The organism is Kaistella rhinocerotis (genome assembly GCF_030243905.1).
Taxonomy (GTDB): domain Bacteria; phylum Bacteroidota; class Bacteroidia; order Flavobacteriales; family Weeksellaceae; genus Kaistella; species Kaistella rhinocerotis.
Genome location: NZ_JASSYY010000002.1, coordinates 347,828 through 370,400 on the forward strand (window position 1 = coordinate 347,828; position 22,573 = coordinate 370,400).

The 22,573-nt window shown below is 43.6% G+C and carries 20 protein-coding genes; 8 read left to right on the forward strand and 12 right to left on the reverse strand.

Annotated features, from left to right (window positions below; translation table 11 throughout):
- Window positions 1-95: 95 nt before the first annotated feature.
- From QEP06_RS06830 to QEP06_RS06855, 6 genes are all read left to right on the forward strand, one after another.
- Complete coding sequence (locus QEP06_RS06830; RefSeq protein ID WP_285269628.1) at window positions 96-1,136, forward strand: PA0069 family radical SAM protein; 1,041 nt, start codon at window positions 96-98, stop codon at window positions 1,134-1,136.
- A gap of 77 nt (window positions 1,137-1,213) precedes the next feature.
- Window positions 1,214-2,617 carry a nucleoside recognition domain-containing protein gene (locus tag QEP06_RS06835; protein WP_285269629.1) on the forward strand — a complete coding sequence of 468 codons (1,404 nt, stop codon included), beginning with the start codon at window positions 1,214-1,216 and terminating at the stop codon, window positions 2,615-2,617.
- Window positions 2,618-2,703: 86 nt separating this feature from the next.
- Complete coding sequence (locus QEP06_RS06840; protein ID WP_251832602.1) at window positions 2,704-3,096, forward strand: hypothetical protein; 393 nt, start codon at window positions 2,704-2,706, stop codon at window positions 3,094-3,096.
- Between the two features lie 40 nt (window positions 3,097-3,136).
- The gene (locus QEP06_RS06845; protein WP_285269630.1) at window positions 3,137-4,486 is read left to right on the forward strand and encodes a TolC family protein; all 1,350 of its coding nucleotides are present in this window, start codon (window positions 3,137-3,139) and stop codon (window positions 4,484-4,486) included.
- An 11-nt stretch (window positions 4,487-4,497) separates the two neighbouring features.
- Window positions 4,498-5,088: a SprT-like domain-containing protein gene (locus tag QEP06_RS06850; protein WP_285269631.1), complete on the forward strand. Its 591-nt coding sequence runs from the start codon at window positions 4,498-4,500 to the stop codon at window positions 5,086-5,088.
- Window positions 5,089-5,123: 35 nt separating this feature from the next.
- Window positions 5,124-6,176, forward strand: coding sequence for a mannose-1-phosphate guanylyltransferase (locus QEP06_RS06855; RefSeq protein ID WP_285269632.1), 1,053 nt, complete (start codon window positions 5,124-5,126; stop codon window positions 6,174-6,176).
- A 19-nt stretch (window positions 6,177-6,195) separates the two neighbouring features.
- On the opposite strand, the gene QEP06_RS06860 is transcribed toward QEP06_RS06855, so the two are convergent.
- Genes QEP06_RS06860 through QEP06_RS06875 form a run of 4 tightly spaced genes read right to left on the reverse strand, consistent with a single transcriptional unit; the run spans window position 6,196 to window position 8,940 of the window.
- Entirely contained in the window at window positions 6,196-7,161 is a 966-nt protein-coding gene (locus QEP06_RS06860; protein ID WP_285269633.1) for a glycosyltransferase family 9 protein, read from the reverse strand.
- On the reverse strand, window positions 7,158-7,577 hold the full coding sequence (locus QEP06_RS06865) for a SufE family protein (protein ID WP_251832597.1): 420 nt from the start codon (window positions 7,575-7,577) through the stop codon (window positions 7,158-7,160). The genes QEP06_RS06860 and QEP06_RS06865 overlap by 4 nt, the downstream gene beginning before the upstream one ends.
- A gap of 39 nt (window positions 7,578-7,616) precedes the next feature.
- Window positions 7,617-8,714, reverse strand: coding sequence for a glycosyltransferase (locus QEP06_RS06870; protein ID WP_285269634.1), 1,098 nt, complete (start codon window positions 8,712-8,714; stop codon window positions 7,617-7,619).
- A 7-nt stretch (window positions 8,715-8,721) separates the two neighbouring features.
- Window positions 8,722-8,940 carry a uroporphyrinogen decarboxylase gene (locus QEP06_RS06875; protein ID WP_251832595.1) on the reverse strand — a complete coding sequence of 73 codons (219 nt, stop codon included), beginning with the start codon at window positions 8,938-8,940 and terminating at the stop codon, window positions 8,722-8,724.
- A gap of 166 nt (window positions 8,941-9,106) precedes the next feature.
- Here QEP06_RS06875 and QEP06_RS06880 point away from each other — a divergent pair, with 166 nt between their 5' ends.
- The gene (locus QEP06_RS06880; RefSeq protein ID WP_251832594.1) at window positions 9,107-11,623 is read left to right on the forward strand and encodes an ATP-dependent Clp protease ATP-binding subunit; all 2,517 of its coding nucleotides are present in this window, start codon (window positions 9,107-9,109) and stop codon (window positions 11,621-11,623) included.
- Between the two features lie 56 nt (window positions 11,624-11,679).
- On the opposite strand, the gene QEP06_RS06885 is transcribed toward QEP06_RS06880, so the two are convergent.
- The 6 genes from QEP06_RS06885 to QEP06_RS06910 all read right to left on the reverse strand — a co-directional run bounded on the left by QEP06_RS06885 (window position 11,680) and on the right by QEP06_RS06910 (window position 18,314).
- Entirely contained in the window at window positions 11,680-13,050 is a 1,371-nt protein-coding gene (locus tag QEP06_RS06885) for a tetratricopeptide repeat protein (protein ID WP_285269635.1), read from the reverse strand.
- A 207-nt stretch (window positions 13,051-13,257) separates the two neighbouring features.
- A complete protein-coding gene (gene glmM / locus QEP06_RS06890) occupies window positions 13,258-14,640 on the reverse strand; it encodes a phosphoglucosamine mutase (RefSeq protein WP_285269636.1) in 1,383 nt (460 codons plus the stop codon).
- A 159-nt stretch (window positions 14,641-14,799) separates the two neighbouring features.
- A complete protein-coding gene (locus QEP06_RS06895; RefSeq protein ID WP_285269637.1) occupies window positions 14,800-14,952 on the reverse strand; it encodes a hypothetical protein in 153 nt (50 codons plus the stop codon).
- Window positions 14,952-16,988 (reverse strand): ferrous iron transport protein B, encoded by a 2,037-nt coding sequence (feoB, locus tag QEP06_RS06900; protein WP_285269638.1) that lies wholly within the window; start codon window positions 16,986-16,988, stop codon window positions 14,952-14,954. The genes QEP06_RS06895 and feoB overlap by 1 nt, the downstream gene beginning before the upstream one ends.
- Window positions 16,989-17,028: 40 nt before the next feature.
- Entirely contained in the window at window positions 17,029-17,283 is a 255-nt protein-coding gene (locus QEP06_RS06905) for a FeoA family protein (protein ID WP_251832589.1), read from the reverse strand.
- 134 nt (window positions 17,284-17,417) lie between these two features.
- Window positions 17,418-18,314, reverse strand: a complete 897-nt coding sequence (locus QEP06_RS06910; protein ID WP_285269639.1) for a GLPGLI family protein — start codon at window positions 18,312-18,314, stop codon at window positions 17,418-17,420.
- Between the two features lie 126 nt (window positions 18,315-18,440).
- On the opposite strand from QEP06_RS06910, the gene QEP06_RS06915 reads away from it, so the two are divergent.
- Window positions 18,441-18,938, forward strand: coding sequence for a DinB family protein (locus QEP06_RS06915; protein ID WP_285269640.1), 498 nt, complete (start codon window positions 18,441-18,443; stop codon window positions 18,936-18,938).
- A 34-nt stretch (window positions 18,939-18,972) separates the two neighbouring features.
- Here the strand turns inward: QEP06_RS06915 and QEP06_RS06920 are convergent, their stop codons facing one another.
- Entirely contained in the window at window positions 18,973-19,845 is an 873-nt protein-coding gene (locus QEP06_RS06920) for a GLPGLI family protein (RefSeq protein WP_285269641.1), read from the reverse strand.
- 1 nt (window position 19,846) lies between these two features.
- Entirely contained in the window at window positions 19,847-22,555 is a 2,709-nt protein-coding gene (locus tag QEP06_RS06925) for a carboxypeptidase regulatory-like domain-containing protein (RefSeq protein ID WP_285269642.1), read from the reverse strand.
- Window positions 22,556-22,573 lie beyond the last annotated feature (18 nt).

Sequence of the window (22,573 nt, forward strand, 5' to 3'; positions counted from 1 at the left end):
ACATTTTCTTTCCTGTGTTCATTTGAAGACAGGATTTTTTTGTTTAAATATTTAATGCTGGCGAGCTAAAAATGCGGTTTTACCGTTGAATAAATATGGACAAAAACTTTATCAAAGGACAGGGCGCGCAGCGGAACGAACACAACCGTTTCGACCGTTTCAGCTGGGAACCTGAAGATGAGGAGCCTGAATCTCTAAAGGTCACTTTTACCGAAGTTTTTCCTAAAACCATAGTAAATGCGGTAAACAGCCCGGATATGCGGATGGATTATTCACTCAATCCGTATCAGGGTTGCGAGCACGGCTGCTCCTATTGTTTCGCGCGGCCGACGCATGAGTTCTGGGGTTACTCTGCGGGAGTTGACTTTGAACGCAAGATTATGGTCAAGAAAAACGCGCCCGAACTTCTGGAGAAATTTTTCCGGAAAAAAGGCTATACGCCAAAAACGATTTCGCTGTCCGGAAATACAGATTGCTACCAACCCACCGAGCGTAAATTTGAAATCACGCGTAAGCTGCTTCAGCTTTGTCTAGATTACCGTCATCCTGTTTCCATTCTCACCAAAAATGCGTTGGTACTGCGCGATCTCGATATTCTAAAACCTCTGGCCGAACAAGATCTCGTAACGGTTTCGTTCAGCATTCCCACCATTAATGAAGAAATCAGACGGAAAATGGAACCTCGCACTTCTTCTGTAAATAATAAACTTAAAGCCATTGAAACCCTGTCGCAGAACGGAATTGCCGTTGGTGTGATGGTAGCGCCGGTAATTCCCGGACTTACGAGCGATGAAAGCCTCCCGATCGTAAAAGCTATTGCTGACGCCGGTGCGAAAAGTTTCAGCTACGTCATTGTAAGGCTGAACGACACGGTGGAACCGGTTTTTGTGAACTGGATCAACGCTCATTTCCCTGACCGCGCACAGAAAGTTCTGAATCTAATCCGTTCGATGCGCGGCGGCAGTCTGGGTGAAAAGAGATTTCACGAGCGCTATAAAGGTGAAGGAAATATTGCTGAACTCATCCACAATACTTTTGCTCTTGCAAAACGGAAGTATTTCGCCGACCGTGAAATGCCGGTGTTAACTGCAGAAAACTTTACCGGAACACGCGCGCAGCAGCTTCGGTTGTTTTAAAGTTACCCGCACATTCGCTTAGATTCAAAAATATTTTGGAAGCAAGTTTTTGATTACTTTTAACAAAATTTTTTTCGATGGTTTTAAGCAGAATATGGAGTGCCTTTATTATTGTGGCCATTCTGGTAGCAAGTTTCAAATATTTATTCTCTGATCATTATAAAGCGATTTACAATGATATGGTGGTCGGCAAAAGCGGTGACACCATTCAGATTGCGACCAAAACTACAGGCGAACTCTCTACCAATGTGCAAAAAACATTGTTGCTAAAACCCGAAACCGAGGAAAACCGGATTCATTACCGCAAAGATTCCGCGACAAGCAACGTGAACGTTTACCGCGTACAGGGCAGCGACGGTGTGATCGGCACTTCGGAAACCGCTGTGAAGATATGTCTAGGTCTTATCGGTATCATGACGCTGTTTATGGGCTTTATGAGCATTGCTGAAAAAGCCGGTGGCATCAATCTGCTGTCGCGGATGATCCAGCCGTTTTTTTCGCGCCTTTTCCCCGAGATTCCGAAAAATCATCCGTCATTCGGGCATATGCTGCTGAATTTTTCAGCGAACCTCCTTGGTCTTGATAACGCTGCGACACCTTTCGGATTGAAAGCGATGGAAAGTCTGCAGACACTTAACGTTGATAAAGACCGCGCCAGCAACTCGCAGATCATGTTTCTGTGCCTTCATGCCGGCGGTCTCACACTGATTCCGGTTTCTATCATTGCAATTCGCGCATCGATGGGTTCAGAAACGCCTACAGACATTTTCCTGCCGTGCATGATCGCCACTTTTGCGGCTACGATGGCTGCGATGATCATCGTTTCGCTTTATCAAAAGATCAATCTGCTTCAGCCAGCTGTAATCGCTTACGTTGGCGGTATCTCCGCAATCGTCGGGTTATTAGTCGTTTACCTGGTAAATTTATCTAAAGAAGGCATTGACAATTTCTCTATGCTCCTCAGCAACGGAATTATCTTGCTGATTTTCTTTGCGATTGTTCTGGGCGGTGTTTATAAAAAAATAAATGTGTTCGACGCCTTTATCGATGGCGCGAAAGAAGGGTTCTGGACTTGTGTGAAAATCATTCCGTATCTGGTTGGGATGTTGATCGCCATCTCATTGCTGCGGACTTCCGGCGTTTTTGATGTGCTGATTGATGGAATGAAATGGTTTGCCGCGGTTGCCGGCTTTGACACCGGATTTGTGGATGGTTTACCTACGGCGCTCATCAAACCGCTGTCCGGATCAGGCGCACGCGGGATGATGGTGGATACGATGCAGACCTTTGGTGCCGACAGTTTCCAGGGCAGGCTGGCAGCGGTGCTCCAGGGAAGTTCCGATACTACATTCTACGTCATCGCGGTATATTTCGGCGCGGTGGGTATCAGAAACACACGCTACACCGTCACGGCCATGTTACTTGCGGACCTCGTGGGCATCATCACTTCGGTTATTTTGGCGTATATTTTCTTTGCTTAAATAATTTTAGTTCTAATTATTTTTGAACAATCAAACCCTTTTAACAACTTGAACATTGAACCCTTTGAACCCATTTAAATAAACCCATGATCCACGACAAAGATTACATCATAAGAATCGTAAAACAGTTTTCTGAATTTTTAGGCAAAATGATTCTGGGCGGCAAAAATGACGGCGACTCCACAGAACTTCAGCGCATCTTTGATACAAATATGAATGACACGTTCAAGATGACTTTTGAAAAGCTTGCCGAAAAAGACACGGCGAAAATCACTGGACTCATCGAAGCGAAAGAGCCCGCACACCAAGTTGCTTTTTACGAACTTCTTGGGCACCTTTTTTACTTTAAATTTAAGGAAGAGGAAACGCCCGGTTTTGCTGAAAAGTCAATTGTATTTTATGAACTGTTCCTTCAAAAGAGCGGTATCTTTTCTATGCCGATTGTTTCGCGGATCAGCGAACTGAAAGCCAACGTGTAACATTTAAAAAAAATTGCCGTCTTATTAATTAAAATTAATAATGAAGAAATCTGCTGCAGTTTTACTGGTTTTGTTCTCTGTCACCGCTTTTTCGCAGAAAAAATGGACGCTGCAGGAATGTGTAAATTATGCGTTGGAGAATAATCTGACCGTAATTCAGAATACTTTAAACACGCGGATCCAGGATAAATCGCTCGAAATTGCGAAGCGCGAATATTTACCATCAGTTTCCGGAAACATCAGCAACAGCGCTAGTTTTGGTCAGGGCCGAGATATTTTTGGGACCACGGACCGGAATGATAATTTCAACAACAATGCAAGCGTCGGCGCAGACATCCTTCTTTTCAATAAGGGACGTCTTGAAAAAAATATCCGCCGTACGGAATTTGAAGTCGCGGCTACAAAATACGATACCGAAAGAATAAAAAACGATATCTCGCTTCAGATTGCGCAGCAATATCTGTCTGTGCTTCTCAACCGTGAGATTGCTAAGATTTCCGCCAGCGCGCTCGAAAATGCAGACAGACTTTACCAGCGTGCAAAGATCACCACCGACGTCGGAACCACCGCCCGGACGGTATTAGCTGAAGCAGAAGCGGCACTGGCGCGTGAAAAACAGAACGTGGAAACCGCGCGTATCAATACTAACAGAAGTCTTTTTGCACTGGCAATGCTTCTTCAGCTCGAAGAATACAAAAACTTTGACATTCAGGATGTTCCGGTGGACGATACACTGGGAGCGCCACTTTTCACAGCTGAAAATATCATTGAAAAAGCATACGAAAACCAACCTCAAATAAAAGCGGCTGAGAGCCGAGTACAGGCCGCGGAGGCACAAACCCAAGTTACCGAAACTGCATTCTGGCCGGTGGTAAGCGCCAGCGCGGGTATTGGGACATCGTATTTTAATTCATTGGTAACCAATTACGCAGGTGCCGACATCAATGGAAACCCAATTCGTGAAAGTGGCTTTTTTAAGCAGTACAAAGATAATTTCGGGCAGCAGCTCGGGTTATCGGCCAACATCCCGATTTTCAACAAAGGAATTACAAAACTGCAAGTGGAGCAGGCTAAAATAAACGAAGATATTGCAAAAACGACCTTCCGGCAGCAGCGGCAGCAGGTGCTGCAGAATGTTCAGCAGGCGCAGTTTGACGCCGAAAGTAATTTCGCGGCTTTTTCAGCGGCCCGTGAGGCTGAACGCAGTGCGGAACTTGCACTCAATTTTGCCGAGAAAAGCTTTGCAGCAGGCCGTTCTACCGTGTATGACCTTAATGCAGCCCGAAACAATTATGCCAATGCGCAGGGATCTGTAGCTCAGGCAAAATACAACTATCTTTTCAGCCTGAAACTGCTTAATTTTTATGCAGGGATACCTTTAAGTCTTTAAATAATCATTGAATGCCGATCACTAATCTTGAAAGGTTTTTGCCTGAAGGCACGCTGCCTTTTCTGAAAACCTGGTTTGGTGAGCACATTATTCACATCAAAATTACGCGCAAGCGACAATCAAAGCTTGGGGATTACCGGAAAATGCCGGACGGTTCACATCAGATTACGGTGAACGGCACCCTACAACCTGAACTTTTCTTCTTTGTCCTCACGCACGAACTGGCGCACCTTATTGCATTTCAGGAATTCGGTTACCGCATTTCGCCGCACGGCCAAGAGTGGAAGCAAACGTTCCGAATGATGCTTGTGGACAGCAGTTCGGTGTATGCCAATGATCTGAAGCCCATCATATTAAAATTTGCAAAAGCGCCGAAAGCTAACTTTATGTCCAGCCCGGACCTTGTAAAATATTTCCATATAGAAGATTGCGAAGACGAGAGTTTATACATCGAAGATTTGGCTGATGGTGACCTTTTCATCTACCGCAATGAACGGTACTCCCTCGATGGAAAGCGGAAAAAGAACTATCTTTGCACCAACCTCGAAAACACGAAAAAATATATTTTCAGGCCGTTGGCGAGGGTAGAAAAAATCAGTTAAATAATATGTCCCAATCAAATAATTACTGCGTGATAATGGCCGGAGGAATCGGCAGCAGATTCTGGCCTCTGAGTACACAAAAATACCCCAAACAGTTTCAGGACATTTTAGGCACCGGCCGAACCATGATACAGCAGACCTATGACCGTATCAGCCAGATCGTACCGGCAGAAAACATCTACGTCATCACTAACAGCGAATATGTATCGCTCACCGAACAACAGCTGCCTGAACTTGACCTGGCCAATATCGTTGGAGAACCGATGATGAAAAACACTGCAGCATGTAATATCTACATGGCTAATAAAATTGCGGCCAAAAACCCGAATGCTAATATGATCGTGCTACCCGCAGATCATTTGATCCTTAAAGAAAAAACATTTCTCGAAAAGGTGGAATTGGCTTTCAGTTTGGCATCCCAAAACGATTTTCTCATCACGCTTGGTATCACACCAACACGTCCGGACACCGGTTTCGGCTATATTCAGTTCCTCGAAACAGAGAATTCAGATTATTTTAAAGTAAAAACCTTTACCGAAAAACCTGATCTCGAAATTGCAGAAAGTTTCCTCGAAAGTGGTGATTTTCTATGGAATGCAGGCATTTTTATCTGGAACACAAAATCGATTTTAGCCGCATTTGAAGAGTATCTGCAAGACATGTCGCAGCAGTTTATCAGTTGTGAATACAATACGGATGAGGAAGCAACATGCATCGAAACCATTTACCCGAAAGTTGCAAAAATATCCATTGATAACGGAATTCTAGAGAAGGCCCAAAATGTTTATGTAATACCCGCAGATTTGGGTTGGAGTGACCTTGGCACCTGGACTTCAGTTTTTGAAAACTCTAAAAAGGACGAGAATAAGAACGCAATTCAGTCCAAAAATGTGTTGACCTATCACACGCAGGGCAACATTATACAGATTAAAAACAAGAATAAAGCAGCAATAATCGACGGACTTAAAGATTACATCATTGTGGATACTGATAAGGCTCTGCTAATCTGCCCGCGTAAGAATGACCAGCGCATCAAAGAATACATCCACGATTTAAAAAGCACTAAAAAAGGCGACAAATTCCTCTAGAAAGTTTAGATTTGCGATTTTAAATTTTTGAGGTTATCTGCTGAATATCAACCTCGTGCAGACACGCCCAGTCACCACGGTAGCAGGGTTTATCTCCGAAGACCGAACATGGTCGGCAGGTAAGGTCCTTTACCTGCACCACATCTGCTTCCGCTTGTCCGTACCCCAAAAAACCCGCATAGGGATGTGTGGAACCCCACACTGAGATACAGCGCGTACCCACTAAACTTGCTAAATGCATATTCGCGGAATCCATCGAAATCATTACTTTCAGACGGGCAATTTGGTCGAGCTCTTCGGTTAACGATAGTTTTCCGGCCATATTCACGGAATTTGGGATTTGCGAAACCCATTTATCGAGTACTTCAATCTCCGTACTGCCACCTCCAAAAAAATAAACTTTGTCTTTTTGTGCAAGCAATCTGGCGAGTTCAAATGATTTCTCGAGCGGTAACATTTTCCCCGTATGCTGCGCGAAAGGCGCGAAACCAATTCCGGCTTTGTTGTCCGACAGAGTTCGGTAGGTGTGCGAAAGCTCAACGGTAAAACCCATTTTACGGAAAACATCGGCATACCGCTCGGTGTTAGGTTTCAGCGGCCCTTTTTCGATGTTCCAAATGTCTGTGAGATGATCTTTCGCGTCTTTGCCCTTGTCGATTATATGCACGGGAAAGCCTTTGCGGCGGAAGGCGCGACTCAAAATCTTCGTTCGGATCACATCGTGAAAATCCGCAACGTAATCAGGTGTGAATTCGGCATTAAGCTCTTTTGCGAGCTTCCGCATTCCCAGAAAACCTTTATAATCGTTGATGTCGACACCTTTAAATATAAAGTTCGGTAAACCTTTGAAAAGATCCCGAAAGTTGGCGCGGGAGAGAAAAACGATCTGTACGTAAGGATTCTGTTCCAGAAATTCGGTGAAAACGGGCACCGTCATTGCCACGTCACCAAACGCTGAGAAACGGTAAGCTAAGATGGTCGTCATTTTTTCAGTTGGAAAGCCACGGCATAGAACTTTATTTGCTTGGTCATCGCCATAAGGCCGTTGGCCCGTGAGGGCGAGAGAAATTCCTGCAGGCCAATTTCAGAGATAAAATCAAAATCAGAATCCAGGATTTCCTGTGTGCTGTGTCCGCTGTAGATGGAAACGAGCAGCGAAACAATGCCTTTAGGCAAAATACCGTCTGAATCGGCATCGAAATATAGCTTTCCGTCGCGGAAATCGGCATCAATCCATACCTGAGACTGGCATCCTTTGATAAGATTTGAATCGGTTTTCCGGTCTTCGGGCAAACCTTTCAGCTCTTTTCCGAGATCGATTATGTACTCGTATTTCTGTTCCCAATCTTCCAGAAAGGCGAATTCTTCTACAATTTCCTGCTGTTTTTCCTTGATTGTCATCTGCTCGCTTCAATTTGCACAAAGATAACGATTTCGGTTTTAGAAATTTGCGGCAGTTACTTTTGCGAACAAATCTGTGATTTTGTCTTCCTCGTTTTCCCAGCAAAGTTCAGTGGCGGCACGCTCAAGTTCGGGTTGGTAATGGGCACGTCCGTTCTGAAGAACGGTTTTTATTGCAGCAGCAATCGTTTCAGGCTCGTGATTTTCTACGATTTCCCCAATTTTAAAATCGCTGTAAACGCGCATCATCTCAGGGAAATTAATCATAACCAACGGTACGCGCGCCTGGATGCAGTCGGCAACTTTATTCGGCAGCGAGTAGAGATAACTCACACCACCGTTTTCTTCAAGACTTACGGCTACATCTGCGGTGCGAGTCACTTTTCGGAGTTCTGTAGGAATGAGCTTGCCTAAAAATTTTACTTTGTTTGATAGATTTTCACTGATAACCAACGCTTTGTATTCATTAATTTTAGGTCCGTCACCGGCAATTTTAAAGATAACACCTTCAAGATGTTTCATGGCTAAAATCGCCTGGCTGATACCGCGCGACTGATTGATAGCTCCCTGATACAACACAATTTTCGGCTGGTTTTCGGGGAATGTTTCGGGTTGCTTTAATTTTTTCGGAATATTTCGGATGACGACAGGATTCACACCATATTTTTCCGAAAACCACTGCGCATAACTCTCGCTTTCGGTCATCATATACTCAATTTTCGGCAGCAGGAAAGATTCCAGTTGGCGCCAGACTTTCTGTGTAAAACGGCCCTGAATAGCGGGCATTTCGGTGAAAATCTCGTGGCTGTCGAAAATCAGAGGTATTTTTAATGATTTTGAAACTAAATAATTCGGCAAAAGTGCATCGAGATCATTTGCGAGAAAGATGGTTTCGCTGTCAACGTTTTTCTTTAATTCAAAAAAGAGCTTCCAGTTAAATTCCGGATAGGCAAGTTTAAGCGATAAAGATTTTTGTTTAATGATTTTCACCGGATATGGCCGGCTGATCTCGCCGCTACCTCCATAATCATTACCGATTAAGATCACCTTGTAGCCTGCATTCCACAGTGTATCGCACACTTTCTCGATCCTTTGATCGGTATACAGATTGCTGAACGCAGAGACTACAACTTTCATTTCGGTCTTATGATTTCTTCAGCAGATGGTACACCTGGATAAAGCACAAAATGGCATTCGGAATAATGATTGGCCAAAGATAGTCGCTGAAAACACCATAAACTACAAACAGGATGCAGCCGATAAGGTTCACAATGCGGATTTTGGTAATATCTTTAAGTACAAAACTCAGCACGATAAAAAGCGAAGCGCCATAGCCAACAAAATTTGTAATTTCCGGGGTCATAAATGTAAATTAAAAGGGCACAAACCTACATATTTTCAATGAGATGCGAAAACTTTTTCCTGCCAATACGTCATTAAATGATTTTGGTCAAGTATTTGTAACTTTGATTGGCACTGGAAATCAAGAGTGATTTTCACTAAATTTTTCACAAATATTGAACAATTATATGGACCATAAATTTTCAAACGGTTTAGATCAGGTCTTCCAGCAAAGTAAAAGCGAGGCAAAACGCTTACAAAGCGAGTTCCTTAATACCGAACACTTTCTGCTGGGCATGATAAAAACCGAGAATTCCGCAAAGGAAATTCTGCAAAGTTTAGGCGCAGATCTTACGCAGATCCGCCGAAAAATAGAAAATATGTCAGCCGCAGGAATCAATCCGTTTGCAGCTGATACAGGGAAGATTTCATTTACTAAAATGGCTGACCAAGCCGTGAAACGTTCTGAACTGGAGTGCAGACAATACCAAAGTTCAGAGATCAACACAGTACACCTGCTTTTGGGTATGCTTTATAAAGCAGACGACCCTACTACTAGCATTTTAAGTTCTTATGACATTGATTATGAGCGCGTAACTGCAGAATACAGATTGCTGCTGAAAAACTCAGGTCAGGACCCAAAAATGAGCGCCTATGACGATGATGAAGAGCGCGAAGAATACAGCCAAATGCGTAAACCTACCGGAAACATCGGATCTGGTAAAAGCAAGACGCCCACCCTCGATAATTTTGGGCGTGACCTTACCTCTCTTGCAAAAGACGGGAAACTTGATCCCGTTATCGGCCGTGAAAAAGAGATTGAACGTGTTTCACAGATCCTGTCGCGAAGAAAAAAGAACAATCCACTCTTAATCGGTGAACCGGGAGTTGGTAAATCTGCTATTGCAGAAGGTTTGGCTTTACGAATCCAGCAGAAAAAGGTTTCACGTGTTCTTTACGGAAAACGTGTCATCACACTTGATCTGGCGAGTCTTGTTGCCGGTACAAAATACCGCGGACAGTTTGAGGAACGCATGAAAGCCATCATGACAGAACTTGAGAAAAACCGCGATGTGATCTTATTTATAGACGAGCTTCACACCATTGTGGGTGCCGGCAGTTCTACCGGAAGCCTTGATGCCTCAAATATGTTCAAACCTGCGCTCGCACGCGGCGAGATTCAATGCATCGGTGCTACAACGCTGGATGAATATCGCCAGTACATCGAGAAAGACGGCGCGCTGGAGAGACGTTTCCAAAAAGTGATGGTAGAGCCTACTTCGGTAGAAGAAACCGTGCAAATCCTTAATCAGATCAAAGACAAATACGAAGATCACCACAATGTAACGTATACCGACGAAGCCATCAATGCCTGTGTAAATCTCACGGCGAGATATATCACAGACCGTTTTTTACCGGATAAAGCGATCGACGCGATGGATGAGGCCGGATCCCGTGTCTACATCAAGAACATGAAAGTTCCGACTGAAATCATTGAGCATGAAAAACAGATTGAACTCATTAAAGATCAAAAGCAGAAAGCGGTAAAACGTCAGGATTACCTTGAAGCAAGAAAACTGAAAGATGAGGAAGAAAGGTTACAGATAGAACTGAACATCGCGCAGGAAAACTGGGATAAAAATGTAAAGGAAAAAAAAGAGGAAGTAACAGAAGAAAGCGTGGCAGAAGTAGTGTCAATGATGAGCGGAATTCCGGTGACGAAAGTGGGCAAAAATGAGCTCGACAAACTTTCGAATATGGATGAAATGATGAACGGAAAAGTCATCGGTCAGGAAGAAGCGGTGCGGAAAGTGGTGAAAGCCATACAGCGAAACCGTGCGGGCCTTAAAGATCCGAACCGACCAATTGGAACCTTCATTTTCCTTGGAACTACCGGTGTAGGTAAAACCGAACTTGCAAAAGTGATGGCGCGCGAATTATTTGATTCCGATGAAGCACTCATTAGAATCGATATGAGCGAATACATGGAAAAATTTGCAGTGTCAAGGCTCGTAGGTGCGCCTCCAGGATATGTAGGTTACGAAGAAGGTGGCCAGCTAACCGAAGCAATTCGCAGAAAGCCGTATGCAGTGGTGCTTTTAGATGAGATCGAGAAAGCGCATCCGGATGTATTTAATATCCTGCTTCAGATCTTAGATGAAGGTTTCGTCACAGATTCACTCGGTAGAAAGATTGATTTCAGAAATACGATCATCATTCTCACGTCGAATATCGGTACACGTGACCTTAAAGATTTCGGTGATGGTGTAGGTTTCGGTACATCTGCCAAAAAGTCCACCAGCGATGCACGCGCGAGAAGCACAATAGAAAATGCATTGAAGAAAGCCTTTGCGCCAGAATTTTTGAACCGTATCGATGATATCGTGATTTTCAACAATCTTGAAAAAGATCATATTTCGAAAATTATTGATCTTGAACTTAATAAGTTGTATCAAAGACTTGAAAAACTTAACTATAAGGTTGAACTTACGCAGGATGCGAAAGACTTTATTGCAGAGAAAGGCTGGGATAAAGATTTCGGTGCAAGACCGCTGAAGCGTGCCATCCAGAAATATATCGAAGATTTGCTTGCCGAAATGCTGGTAAACAAACAGCTTGCAGAAGGCGGAACGCTGGTCCTCACTGTAAATGAAAACCGTGACGGCCTTGTAGGCGAACCTGCGAAGAAAAAGCAAAGCGTTTAAACTAAATCATTAGAAGCAAAAAACCCTGTCTAAACTGACAGGGTTTTTTATTTGCTTTATTTCTTCTTAGTCTTCTCGCGTTCGGCTTCTTCACGCAGGAAAGGATACTTCTGTTTCATGTCTTCCAGCAGCTGCGGATCCAGCTTAAGGGCTTTTGCAAGTGCTGTACGGCCGCTTTTAGGATTGTTTATATGGAAATAGCAGTTGCTTAGCTGATAGAAGATTTCTGCACGGTTATGGAGCTTTGTGGCATTATTCAATACAACGACAGCTTCATCAAAATCGCCCGTAAGCATTAAAACTTCTGCATACGCATACCAGTTGTAAAAACGCGTTGGTTCTGTATCTACCAGTTTCTTCAGCGCAACCAAACTCTCCTCAAAACGACCGGAATCGATATATAAATAAGCCAGCCTCTTTTGGTAATCGAGGTTTGAATCATTCATCAGTACAGCTTCACGCGCAAAGTGCAGCGCCTCTTTCATGCCGCCCATCTCTTCATAAATGTAAGATTGCTCCATCATCGAAAGATAGAACTGAGGATCGTCCCGCAAAGATTTCTGGAAAGCCTGCAGAGCCAGCGCAAGCTGCTTGTTCTCCTTATAACACAGACCAATCTTGTAGTAGGTAAAAGATTTGGTATATTCAAGCACCAGCATTTCCTCATAAACCTCTACCGCTTTCAGCCACTCGCCCATCGCTTCATAGCACGCAGCTTTGTTGGCATAAACGCCCACGGATTGCGGATTGATTGCGAGCAGATAATCGAAACCACGGATCGCTTCATCGTAGTTCTTGCGGTTGAAATAAAACTGTCCATATTCATACCATGCGGTTTCCGAAAAGGCGAATTTATCAAGATAACCGTTCAAGAATTCGATAGCTTCATCCGTACGTTTGAGCTGATTGTAGCAAAACATAATGTTCTCCAGCGAATATTCGTCCTGTTGATCGAATGTAAGCGCCAATTTATAGTGTTTCAGCGCATTAAAAGGATCTTCAAGGTTCACAAACTCATCAGCGATGAAATTGTGCAGGAAATTTTCTTCTTCTTCCAGTTCCAGCGCTTTTTCGCAATATTCAATTGCCCGGCGCGGGTTTCCAAGATTAGAATAATATTTTGCGCAGCACACAAGAAAATCAGTGCTTTCCATTGAAGCTTCCTTCAACTCCATCATAAGTTCCTTTGCAGGCGCATAATTTTCAAGCTCCAGATAAACCTCGAATTTCTTTATCTTCAGTTCCAGTGAATTGGGGTGCAACTTCATTGCAAAATTGGTCGCCATTTCCGCAAAGGTAATGTCGCCCATTTCAAGGTAGTGAATGATGATCTCCTCGTACTCTTCAGTTTCGAAGTAGAGTTCATCATTGTTTTCTACCATTTCTTCGAACTTCTTTACAAGCTCGTTTTCAAAAAATTCTTCCAATATATTTTCTCAGTGTTATTTCCAATGTTTGAATTTTACTTACAAACCCCGAAAAAACTTTTTTATAAAATTTGTGCGGTTTTAAATCCAGTTTCGCGCCTTTATGTGTTTTAATCAACCATCTGACGCATTTAATAATGATATTTAAAAAATAATTTTACTAAAGTTCGCAAATCCGGCGGAATTGCACTTCAGTAATCCGCATTTTTATTGCAGACTTTTAATTTTAAGTATCATCTCATCTCCCAGACCATCCGCTTCGGTCTGTGAAAACGCTTCCGTGTAGATCCGGATAATCGGCTCAGTATTCGATTTTCTTAAATGAACCCAGTTCTCTTTGAAATCAATTTTTACACCGTCTACAGTAGAAACCTCATCATTTGGATACAAATCTTTCATCTTTGTTAAAATTCCGTCTACATCAATATCCGGCGTAAGCTCGATTTTCTTTTTCCCCATGAAATAATCCGGATAACTTGCCCGCAACTCAGAAACCGTCTTGTTTTCAAGCGCCAGATGACTCAGGAACAAGGCAATCCCAACCAGTGAATCGCGCCCGTAATGCAGTTCAGGATAGATAATTCCACCGTTTCCTTCTCCTCCGATCACCGCGTTTTTTTCTTTCATTACATTTACCACGTTCACCTCGCCTACTGCACTCGCAAAATAAGTAGATTCGTGTCTTGTGGCTACATCGCGAAGAGCACGACTCGAAGAAAGATTCGAAACTGCAACGCCAGGCTTATTTTTCAGGATATAATCGGCAACCGCCACCAGTGTGTATTCTTCGCCGAACAGATCACCGTTTTCATCCACGAGGGCAAGACGGTCTACATCAGGATCTACTACAATTCCCATATCAGCTTTTTCACTCTTCACGAGCTCACAAATATCTCCCAGATGTTCCTTTAAAGGCTCCGGATTGTGTGGAAAATGCCCGTTTGGTTCGCAATAGAGTTCCACCACTTCGCAACCGAGTTTTTCGAGAAGCATCGGTACGGCGATTCCACCCGTAGAATTCACCGCGTCTAGTACTATTTTAAATTTTTTCTGTTTGATGGCTTCAGCATCTACCATCGGCAAATCCAGAATTTTCTGGATGTGGATGTCAAAACCGTCTTCCTGCGTAGTGTAAGTTCCGAGTTCATCCACTTCAGCAAAATTAAAGTCGGCAGTTTCGGCAATTTTAAGAACTTCTGTGCCGTCTTCTCCGCTGATAAACTCACCTTTTCGGTTGAGCAGTTTCAAGGCATTCCATTGTTTCGGGTTGTGTGACGCCGTAAGAATTATGCCGCCATCAGTATTAAGTTCTGGCACCATCACCTCCACGGTTGGCGTGGTAGAAAGTCCGAGATCGATAACATTAATCCCCAAACCCTGCAAAGTGGCGGTAACAAGAGAGTTGACCATCTTACCTGAAATCCTGGCATCACGCCCGATTACAAGTGTTAAATCTTTGCGGTTTTCTGTTTTTTGGAGCCAGTATCCGAAAGCGGATGTGAATTTTACAATATCAATCGGCGTCAGGTTGTCATCAACTTTTCCACCGATGGTTCCGCGGATTCCGGAAATACTTTTAATTAGAGCCATACTTTCTTAAATACAAATTAAACAAGTGTTTACCTTTTTTTCGATGCGGCAAATTTACGGAAAATTAAGATGGCGGTAAATGACTGAAAACCCTTAATCTAAAGGTTTAGAATTTAACCAGGATTGGAAATTATTAACAGACGAAGCCAGTAGATGACATCATCCGCAGCCACAGTCTGAATCACAACCGGGCTTACCACTCTTGAATTTGCCGGGTGAAAAGGTTTTGCGCAGAATCCGGATGAGATACCACACCGCGAAACCCACGAGGAGTGCAACAATCAAATATTGAATAAGTGCTGAATTTACCATTATTGAAGAATTTGAAAGGCAAACAGTGCCGCCACGTACGCCAAACCTGTCATCCCGAATAGCTGCGCCACCGTCCATTTCCATGATTTAGTCTCTTTGTAAACCACCGCTAGTGTAGATGCGCACTGCATCGCAAAGGCATAAAACACCAGGATAGAAATTCCGGTCGCGAAGCTGAAGACTTTCTGGCCATTTGGCTTTACATCGTTCCGCATCTTATCGATAATCCGGTCTTCGGGTGCTTCCTCGTCAAGGCTGTAAAGCGTAGAAAGCGTGCCTACGAACACCTCGCGCGCTACAAAACTCGTCAGTACGCCGACGCCCATCTTCCAGTCATATCCCAGTGGTGCTATTGCCGGTTCTATAGCCTTACCCATCTTTGCCAGATAGGAGTTTTCTAATTTCACGTCCGTTGCGACATACTGATCTGTTTCAGTTTTTGGTCCAAAGTAGCTGAAAAGCCAAATGATGATACTGAAAAAGAAGATTATTTTACCCGCACCCGTGATAAACTCCCAGACTTTACCCAAGACCAGTTTAAAATCGTAACCGAAAAGCGGTGTTTTATACGCCGGTAAATCCATTACGAGGAAAGATTTGGATTTATTCTTAATGATTGTCTTAAGTAAGAGTGCAGTAGCAAGCGCAGCAAAGAAGCCCAGAAAGTACATCGCCATCAGCGTCAATGCCTTGTAACTGATACCGCCAAAAGATCCGTCTGGGATTATAAGTGAAATAATGATACTGTAAACCGGCAGCCGTGCAGAACAGGTCATAAACGGCGTTACCAGAATGGTGATGAGTCTTTCTTTCACATTTTCAATGTTCCGGGTAGACATCACCGCCGGAATGGCACACGCGGTACCGGAAACAAGTGGGACGATACTTTTCCCATTCAGCCCGAAAGGTTTCAGGAAGCGGTCCATCAGGAAAATGACACGCGCCATGTAACCAGAATCTTCGAGTAAGTAGAGAAAATAAAGGAGTATACCAATTTGTGGCGCGAACATCGCTATTCCACCGATTCCGGGAATTATTCCGTTCGCTATCAGGGAGTTGAGCGGACCTCCGGGCATATGTGTTCCGACAAATGTAGACAGCCAGAAGAAAGCGTCCGCAATCCAGTTCATCGGATATTCCGCGAGCCAGAAGACACTTTGAAAAATCATCAGCAGTACCAAACCAAAAACGATGTATCCCCAAAACTGGTGCACGAGGATTTTATCGAGCTTTTCGGTAAGAAGTTCTTTAAACTGAGGTTTTTTAGCGATTACTTTGCCAATGATGCGGTCAATATTCTGGTATCGCCGAACGGTTTCCTGCGTCTGAAGTCTTTTTGGGACCAGACATTTTACTTCATCGGCGTTCAGTTGCTCGTGTACGCTTTCCAGCTTGCCAAGATAGGTTTCAGAGGCAAGCAGTGTCCAGATCCGGTACTGATTGTTTTCTTTGGTTTCCTGAAGTATCTTAAATACCAGCCCTTTCTGTTCTACGGGAATTTCAAATGTGATATTCTCAGAAACTTTAAAACTATTATTAAAAACGGCGCCGCGAATATCTTCAATACCAAGATTTTTCTTCGCATTCGACTGTAGAACAGGAACGCCAAGCGCGGCTGACAGGGTATTGACGTCAATATTAATTCCGCGTCTTTCGGCCTGATCTATTTGATTGACCACTACCAGAACCGGAATCCCAAGATCCTGGATTTGCTGGAAAAGCAAAAGCCCGCGTTTGATGCTCAGTGCTTCCAGAATGTACACCACGCCGGCATAGTTCTGCTGTTCATCAATAAGAAATTTTGAAAAAATGGCTTCGTCTTCGGAGCCCGGATAAATGCTGTAAGAGCCGGGTAAATCGATAACTTCAACGGTTTCACCCTGATATTCGTAGGTACCCGAATGGCTCGCTACCGTGACACCGGCGTAGTTTCCGGTTTTTTGCTGTCTGTTGCACAGCAGGTTGAAAATAGTGGATTTTCCCACATTGGGATTTCCGACCAATAAAATCTGTTTGCTTTTTGATACGTTCTGCATCTTCACCTCCTCTTATTTATACCCAACTTCACCTTGTCTTCTACACCGCTGTTTCTACGATGATGAATCTCGCTTCTTCTTCGCGCAATGCAATTCGGCTTTTTTCATCGCCAAACTCTACGTAAAGCGGTCCGCGGAACGGTGCCTGATACAGAATCCTGAAAACCGTGTCCGGCAATAAACCCATTTCTATTATCTTGTTGGGCATGTTCAGGTCGTCATTTTGGTAACCTACTATTCTGCCAATTTCTGATTTGGGAAAGCAGCACAACTTATCTGATTTTAATTTTCTCAACTCTAAAAATTTTCAGCACAAATATACGTTATTTAAATTTAATCTAAATAAGGAAAGTTCTCTCTTAAGACTTACAAAAAAACCTTAAAGCCAAAGGCCTTAAGGTTTCCAAATATAACTTAGTGTAGTGAATGTTATTTCTTAGGTTTTGCCAGCGGCAAAGTGATTTCTATTGGGTTACTGTTCGCCCCATAAAATTCTTTCACCATTTTTTCCTGCTGCTTCAATGTTTCACCGATTGTGGCATCGCTACCCGGCATTTTCTGAGAAAGCATTTCCGGCTTCAGCATCGGACGCATCGAGGCGAACGGGTCTTTTTTGTAATCTGCAAAGGTTTTTTCGAATTTCTCGCGTGAAACTACCTGCACTTTTCCACCATTTCCACCGGGAGCGATGGTTTCCATATACGTCGTTTCAGAAAAGTTCGGCACTTTGCGGTTACCTTTCAATTCCCACGAATAATTTTTTTCTGCATCTTCTACCTTTACGATCAGGCCAGGCAAACCGTGAAACTTGTAAGGTCCGTCCTGAAGCGGAATATCTGCTGCAAACCACGCTACCCACTGTCGCCCGCCAAATTCGGTGGTCGCTTTTTGGGTATTATAACTTCCGATCTTCGCCTTTTCGGCAGATATGTTCCAGTTCATTTTTGATTCATCATCATACCCGATGTTCACCGGCGTGAAGCCGCTTGAGATGCGCTCCACGTACTGAATTTTCATATCAGGATAGAATTTGTACACCTTTTCCGAAAATTTTGGCATTGTAACCATTTTCGAAAAATCTTTGTACACGCCCGATTTCATCATCTGCTCAAACTGTATTTTAAGGATAGAATCCTGCGCTACCATAGTATAATCCCGGTAGATGGATTTGTCTTTTGTCACATCCAGAATCATCATCACTTTCTCTACTTTGGCCGAATCTTTTCGGGGCTTGTATGAAAGTTCATAGAAAAACCTGTTGGCAGTTTCCTGTGCGTTTACTGCCATGAAGGCCGTAAGCAGAAACAGGGCGAAAAACTTTTTCATATTTAATATTTTAATGATTAGTAAAGAAGCTGAAATAATTGTTACAGTTTTAGAGGATATTTTTAATGTTAAAATTATATTGCAGAATTGTGCGCTTGCGTAACTTTATACAAAATTTAAAAACCTATGGAAACATTACCTAACCTCAGAAAAGAATTCGAAAATGAGTACCAGATTACCAAACAGTTTTTTGAAGTGTACGATGACAGCCTGAATGACTATGCACCACACGAAAAAAGCATGAAAATGATGCCGCTCGCCACGCACATCGCCGAGATTTTCGGCTGGCCGGAAATCATCATGAAAACTGAAAACCTCGATTTTTCTGCCGGAGATTACAAGCCTACCTTTTTGAACACCAAAGAAGAACTTCAGCAAAAATTTGAGGAAGATTACAGCAAGACCAAAACTGTGTTCAGCGCAATGCAGGAAGCAGAACTTGACGGAAAGTGGAGCATGTCAATGGGCGAGCAAATCCTGGCAGATTTTACCAAATACAGCGCAATGCGCCACGCATTAGACCAAATCACCCATCACCGCGCACAGCTCGGCGTTTATTACCGCTTAAACAACATTCCGGTGCCGCCAAGTTACGGCCCAAGTGCTGATACTTCAGATTATTAATAATAAATCCCGCCAAAAGGTGGGATTTATTTTTTTAAGGTTCCAATTCTATCTTATTGTTGTTGCGGGCTATTTCTTCGCGCGCGTTTCGTTCCATCGTGCGCAGAATCTCGGCAGGATCTGAAATTTCCTTGCCGTTCATATTGATTTTCACCTTCGAATTCGGTCTCGCAAGAAGTTCGCGCATTCCCTGTACGGGATCGTTTTCGTACTGCTTAAGCTTTTGGGCATATTGTTTACGGTTTACTTCAATGGGTTTGCGCCGAGTAAACGGTATATCGCGACCCTGCGTGTCAACTTCGGTGGAGGAAGTTTGCGTTATTTTCTTTAGACCTTTCAATTCAATGCTGTGGCTGCCGCTGCGGTCTGCTACAGAAACAATTAAACCCGGCAATCCCGAAAATTTGTAAGGACCGTCCTGAATAGGAACATCGGGCGTGAACCACGCTTCCCAACTTCTGCCGGCAAAATCGGTCACCGCTTTCTGAGCCATGAACTCCCCGATTTTTTTCTTTTCAGGCTGAATTTTCCAAACAGGTGTTCTGTCTTCGGCAACTTTATAGCTGTCATTGCCAATGGACGCAGTGAGAAAAGTTTGATATCCGGGATACAGCTTCTCCACTTCATAACTGATCTCGATGCCGTTGCGCTGGCGTGAGACGGCTATGTTTCGGCTGCCGGATGCCATTTGTTTTTTAATGCTTTCGGCGACAATAGAATCGTTTTCGAAGGCTTTTTTACTGTAATATTTCGAACCGTTCTTAGAGATGTCAAGATACATCCATTCGGTTTTCAGACTGTCGGTCTTCGAAGAATCGGGCCGGAATGTATATTCGTAAATCACTCTGTTGTTCTGTGCCGAAACCATCAGCCCGAACAATAAAAACAGTGCGGTAATCTTTTTCATTTTATTTAAAATTAAATTTAACCGTAAACATCACCTGGCTCGGGCGGATTCGGACACTGTTTACCGAGGTCAATAAAAGTGTTGGGTCGTAGCTGATTCGCTCGAAGACATCGGTATTGGCGATATTCAGCCACTTCACTTCAAAATCGATCTTCTTCTTTGCCCAAGTGTACTGGTACGAAAGATCAAAGAAGGCATTGCTGAAGTTCTGCTCGCGTACGCTGGTGTGCAGTTCGTCCCAGAAAAATCCTATGGTGTGATTTTCAATTGGGTAAATATAAGCGGCCAGGTTGTGGTTCCAGCCTGAACTTTTCGTCACGCGATTCTGGCTCGCATTTTTCTGCGCAGACCAGTTCATCGAGATGTTATAGTCTACACTTAAGAATGAAAAATAGGTGTTATTAAACTTAAATCCGAAATTCTGACGGCTCACTTTAGATTCCTGTAACGCATTAAAATAAGAAAATCCGTTCGAATCGGTATTTGAAAAGTTCAGGGACGCATTAGTCTTGAACTTCGGGAAATATTTACCAATTTCAGCACTTTCTGTCTGTGATGAAGTAGTATTTTCGAGCTCAATCAAACTGAGTGTTGAATTAAATGCATCTCCGCTAAACTGCTCGATGAGATTTCTGCGGTTGGTATTGTAGCCGTAACGCACATTGAAAAACAGATTGTTCAGCGGATTGCGGTATTCAAGGCGAGTACCGATATTTCGGTTCAGGTTTTCCGGCATCCGGTTGTAACGTTCGCGAAGTGAAACCGGGGAAGTGAAAATCTGGCCCTCATAAAAAGACCCAAAGTTGCCAAAATCATAAGACTGGCCTGCAAAAGCCCAAATCTTGAAGAATGACGCAAAATCCAGGCTCGCAAAAAGGTTTGGCTCGAGCACCGCCTTTCTGGTTTCCTGATAGGAGTTGCGGAAATTGTCCCGATAAGTGATGTCATAGAAATTCAGCGGAAGATTCATGCTCAGATTAAGACGGTTTGATTTAAAATTCACACCTACCTGAGTGTATGGAATCACTTCGTTCCATTCATTATCATTGCGGTAATCAATTCCAAAATCGGTAAATGCAGATCCGTTTGCGCCGGCAAGATTCGACTGTAATTTATTGAAGCTTAAATTCAATCCGAGTTCCGGAGTGAAAGTCCATTTTTTGTAACTGAAACCTACGGATGCAGAATGATTTGCATTGAAACTTTCTGAAGATGCGTTTTGTCTCAAACGGTCATAAAGCGCCGCCGCAGGAAAATTACCCGTAGAATTTACGTAGCTGCCGGGCAGAATATCCAGGGTCTGACGGTCTTTCTGGTAGCTGATATAGCTCATCACGTTGAAGAGTTTTTCCTTCCATGGCAAAATGGTGCTGAGTGAGTTCTGAAAAACTCCTGAAGGTGAATTCAGGAACTGGTCACCGGAGATATAATTGACATTATTAGTCCCGAAAACCGGCAAAACATTATCGATTGCGGCATTCGTTTCATTCCAGTAGCCATTCCAGGTGGTGGTGTTTTTAAAGAAGCCCTTCTTCGCATTTTTAGTTATGATCAATTCACCTTTTGTGGCGTTGGTGTAGAAGTTATTTGCGCTTTCCGAGATGTAAATTCCTCCGTTCGGCACTGTGGTAGAACCGGCCTCATAAGTATCCGTATTGCGGTCGCTGCGTTCGATGGCGTTGTTTGTATAGCTGGCGCTGGCCTTCAGTTCCCATTCTTTGCTTTTGAAGGGTGTAGTGAGCACATTTGCGGAAAAGAAATGTACATTGTTCATCAGGTACCGTTTCTCCGGAATATCCGGTGTGCCGGCGGTTTCCACATTCAGCCAGCTTTTTTGGCCGGCCTGGCCTCTCCTGCCCTCCCAGCGGTTTCCGAAGCCCAAAAGGTTGCCTTCTTTTTCCACACTTTCACCGTTATTGTTGGCTTTATAATTCACCACCCACTGGTTTTTCTGTCCGAAAAACATCGGTGTGAGTTTTACATTCCAAAGCAGCGGATCCATGCCAAGCCCTACTTCGCCGCGGCCCGTCATGGTAACAGATTTCTTTAAAACCACGTTTAAACCTGCGTTTTCAGATGGCACTTTATCCTGCAGGATCTTCACCGGCTGATGGTTTTCAAGGACTTCCACTTTCTGAACGGCATCTTTAGGTAAAGAATTGTTCACCGTGCCGTAGCCGCCTTCCATCAGGTCTTTTCCGTTCACATAAAATTTATTGATCGGTTCACCCTGATAAAGTACAGAACCGTCACCATTCACCTCAATGCCCGGAATTTTCTTTAAGACATCCGCCAGCGTACGGTCTGCCTTGCTTTCAAAAGCCTTTAAATCATAAGTGATCGTGTCACCTTTCTTTGTAATCATGCGGGTTTTCAGCTTTACTTCCTGAATCTCCGTCGCGTCAGATTCAAGACTGAAATTGAGCGTTTGGTTCTGATTTTTAATATTTCTGAATACCGGCTTTTGGTTAAATGCTTTAATTTTAAGGTCCACGGTTTCGCCGGCGGACGTGAAAGTGACCTTATATTCACCTTTTGCGTTAGAGATAGAAAACGCCATGATTGCGTCTTTTCCCGGCTCTTCTATTGTGACACTGGCGCTGGGAACCGGCTGACCATCGGCATCGGTAATCTTACCGGAAACCGTGGTTTGCGCGTTTGCAGCAATTGACATCATTAAACCAAAAAAGAAGAGCAGAACTTGTTTCATTAGACTATTTTTAAGAAT

Bases quoted from the DNA above. Each gene is read 5' to 3' on its own strand.
- QEP06_RS06870 (WP_285269634.1), bottom strand. From the start codon at position 8,714: ATGAAAGTTGTAGTCTCTGCGTTCAGCAATCTGTATACCGATCAAAGG.
- QEP06_RS06920 (WP_285269641.1), bottom strand. From the start codon at position 19,845: ATGAAAAAGATTACCGCACTGTTTTTATTGTTCGGGCTGATGGTTTCG.
- QEP06_RS06860 (WP_285269633.1), bottom strand. From the start codon at position 7,161: ATGACGACCATCTTAGCTTACCGTTTCTCAGCGTTTGGTGACGTGGCA.
- QEP06_RS06895 (WP_285269637.1), bottom strand. From the start codon at position 14,952: ATGGTAAATTCAGCACTTATTCAATATTTGATTGTTGCACTCCTCGTG.
- QEP06_RS06855 (WP_285269632.1), top strand. From the start codon at position 5,124: ATGGCCGGAGGAATCGGCAGCAGATTCTGGCCTCTGAGTACACAAAAA.
- QEP06_RS06830 (WP_285269628.1), top strand. From the start codon at position 96: ATGGACAAAAACTTTATCAAAGGACAGGGCGCGCAGCGGAACGAACAC.
- QEP06_RS06840 (WP_251832602.1), top strand. From the start codon at position 2,704: ATGATCCACGACAAAGATTACATCATAAGAATCGTAAAACAGTTTTCT.
- QEP06_RS06835 (WP_285269629.1), top strand. From the start codon at position 1,214: ATGGTTTTAAGCAGAATATGGAGTGCCTTTATTATTGTGGCCATTCTG.
- QEP06_RS06925 (WP_285269642.1), bottom strand. From the start codon at position 22,555: ATGAAACAAGTTCTGCTCTTCTTTTTTGGTTTAATGATGTCAATTGCT.
- QEP06_RS06875 (WP_251832595.1), bottom strand. From the start codon at position 8,940: ATGACCCCGGAAATTACAAATTTTGTTGGCTATGGCGCTTCGCTTTTT.
- glmM (WP_285269636.1), bottom strand. From the start codon at position 14,640: ATGGCTCTAATTAAAAGTATTTCCGGAATCCGCGGAACCATCGGTGGA.
- QEP06_RS06915 (WP_285269640.1), top strand. From the start codon at position 18,441: ATGGAAACATTACCTAACCTCAGAAAAGAATTCGAAAATGAGTACCAG.
- feoB (WP_285269638.1), bottom strand. From the start codon at position 16,988: ATGCAGAACGTATCAAAAAGCAAACAGATTTTATTGGTCGGAAATCCC.
- QEP06_RS06880 (WP_251832594.1), top strand. From the start codon at position 9,107: ATGGACCATAAATTTTCAAACGGTTTAGATCAGGTCTTCCAGCAAAGT.
- QEP06_RS06845 (WP_285269630.1), top strand. From the start codon at position 3,137: ATGAAGAAATCTGCTGCAGTTTTACTGGTTTTGTTCTCTGTCACCGCT.
- QEP06_RS06910 (WP_285269639.1), bottom strand. From the start codon at position 18,314: ATGAAAAAGTTTTTCGCCCTGTTTCTGCTTACGGCCTTCATGGCAGTA.
- QEP06_RS06850 (WP_285269631.1), top strand. From the start codon at position 4,498: ATGCCGATCACTAATCTTGAAAGGTTTTTGCCTGAAGGCACGCTGCCT.
- QEP06_RS06865 (WP_251832597.1), bottom strand. From the start codon at position 7,577: ATGACAATCAAGGAAAAACAGCAGGAAATTGTAGAAGAATTCGCCTTT.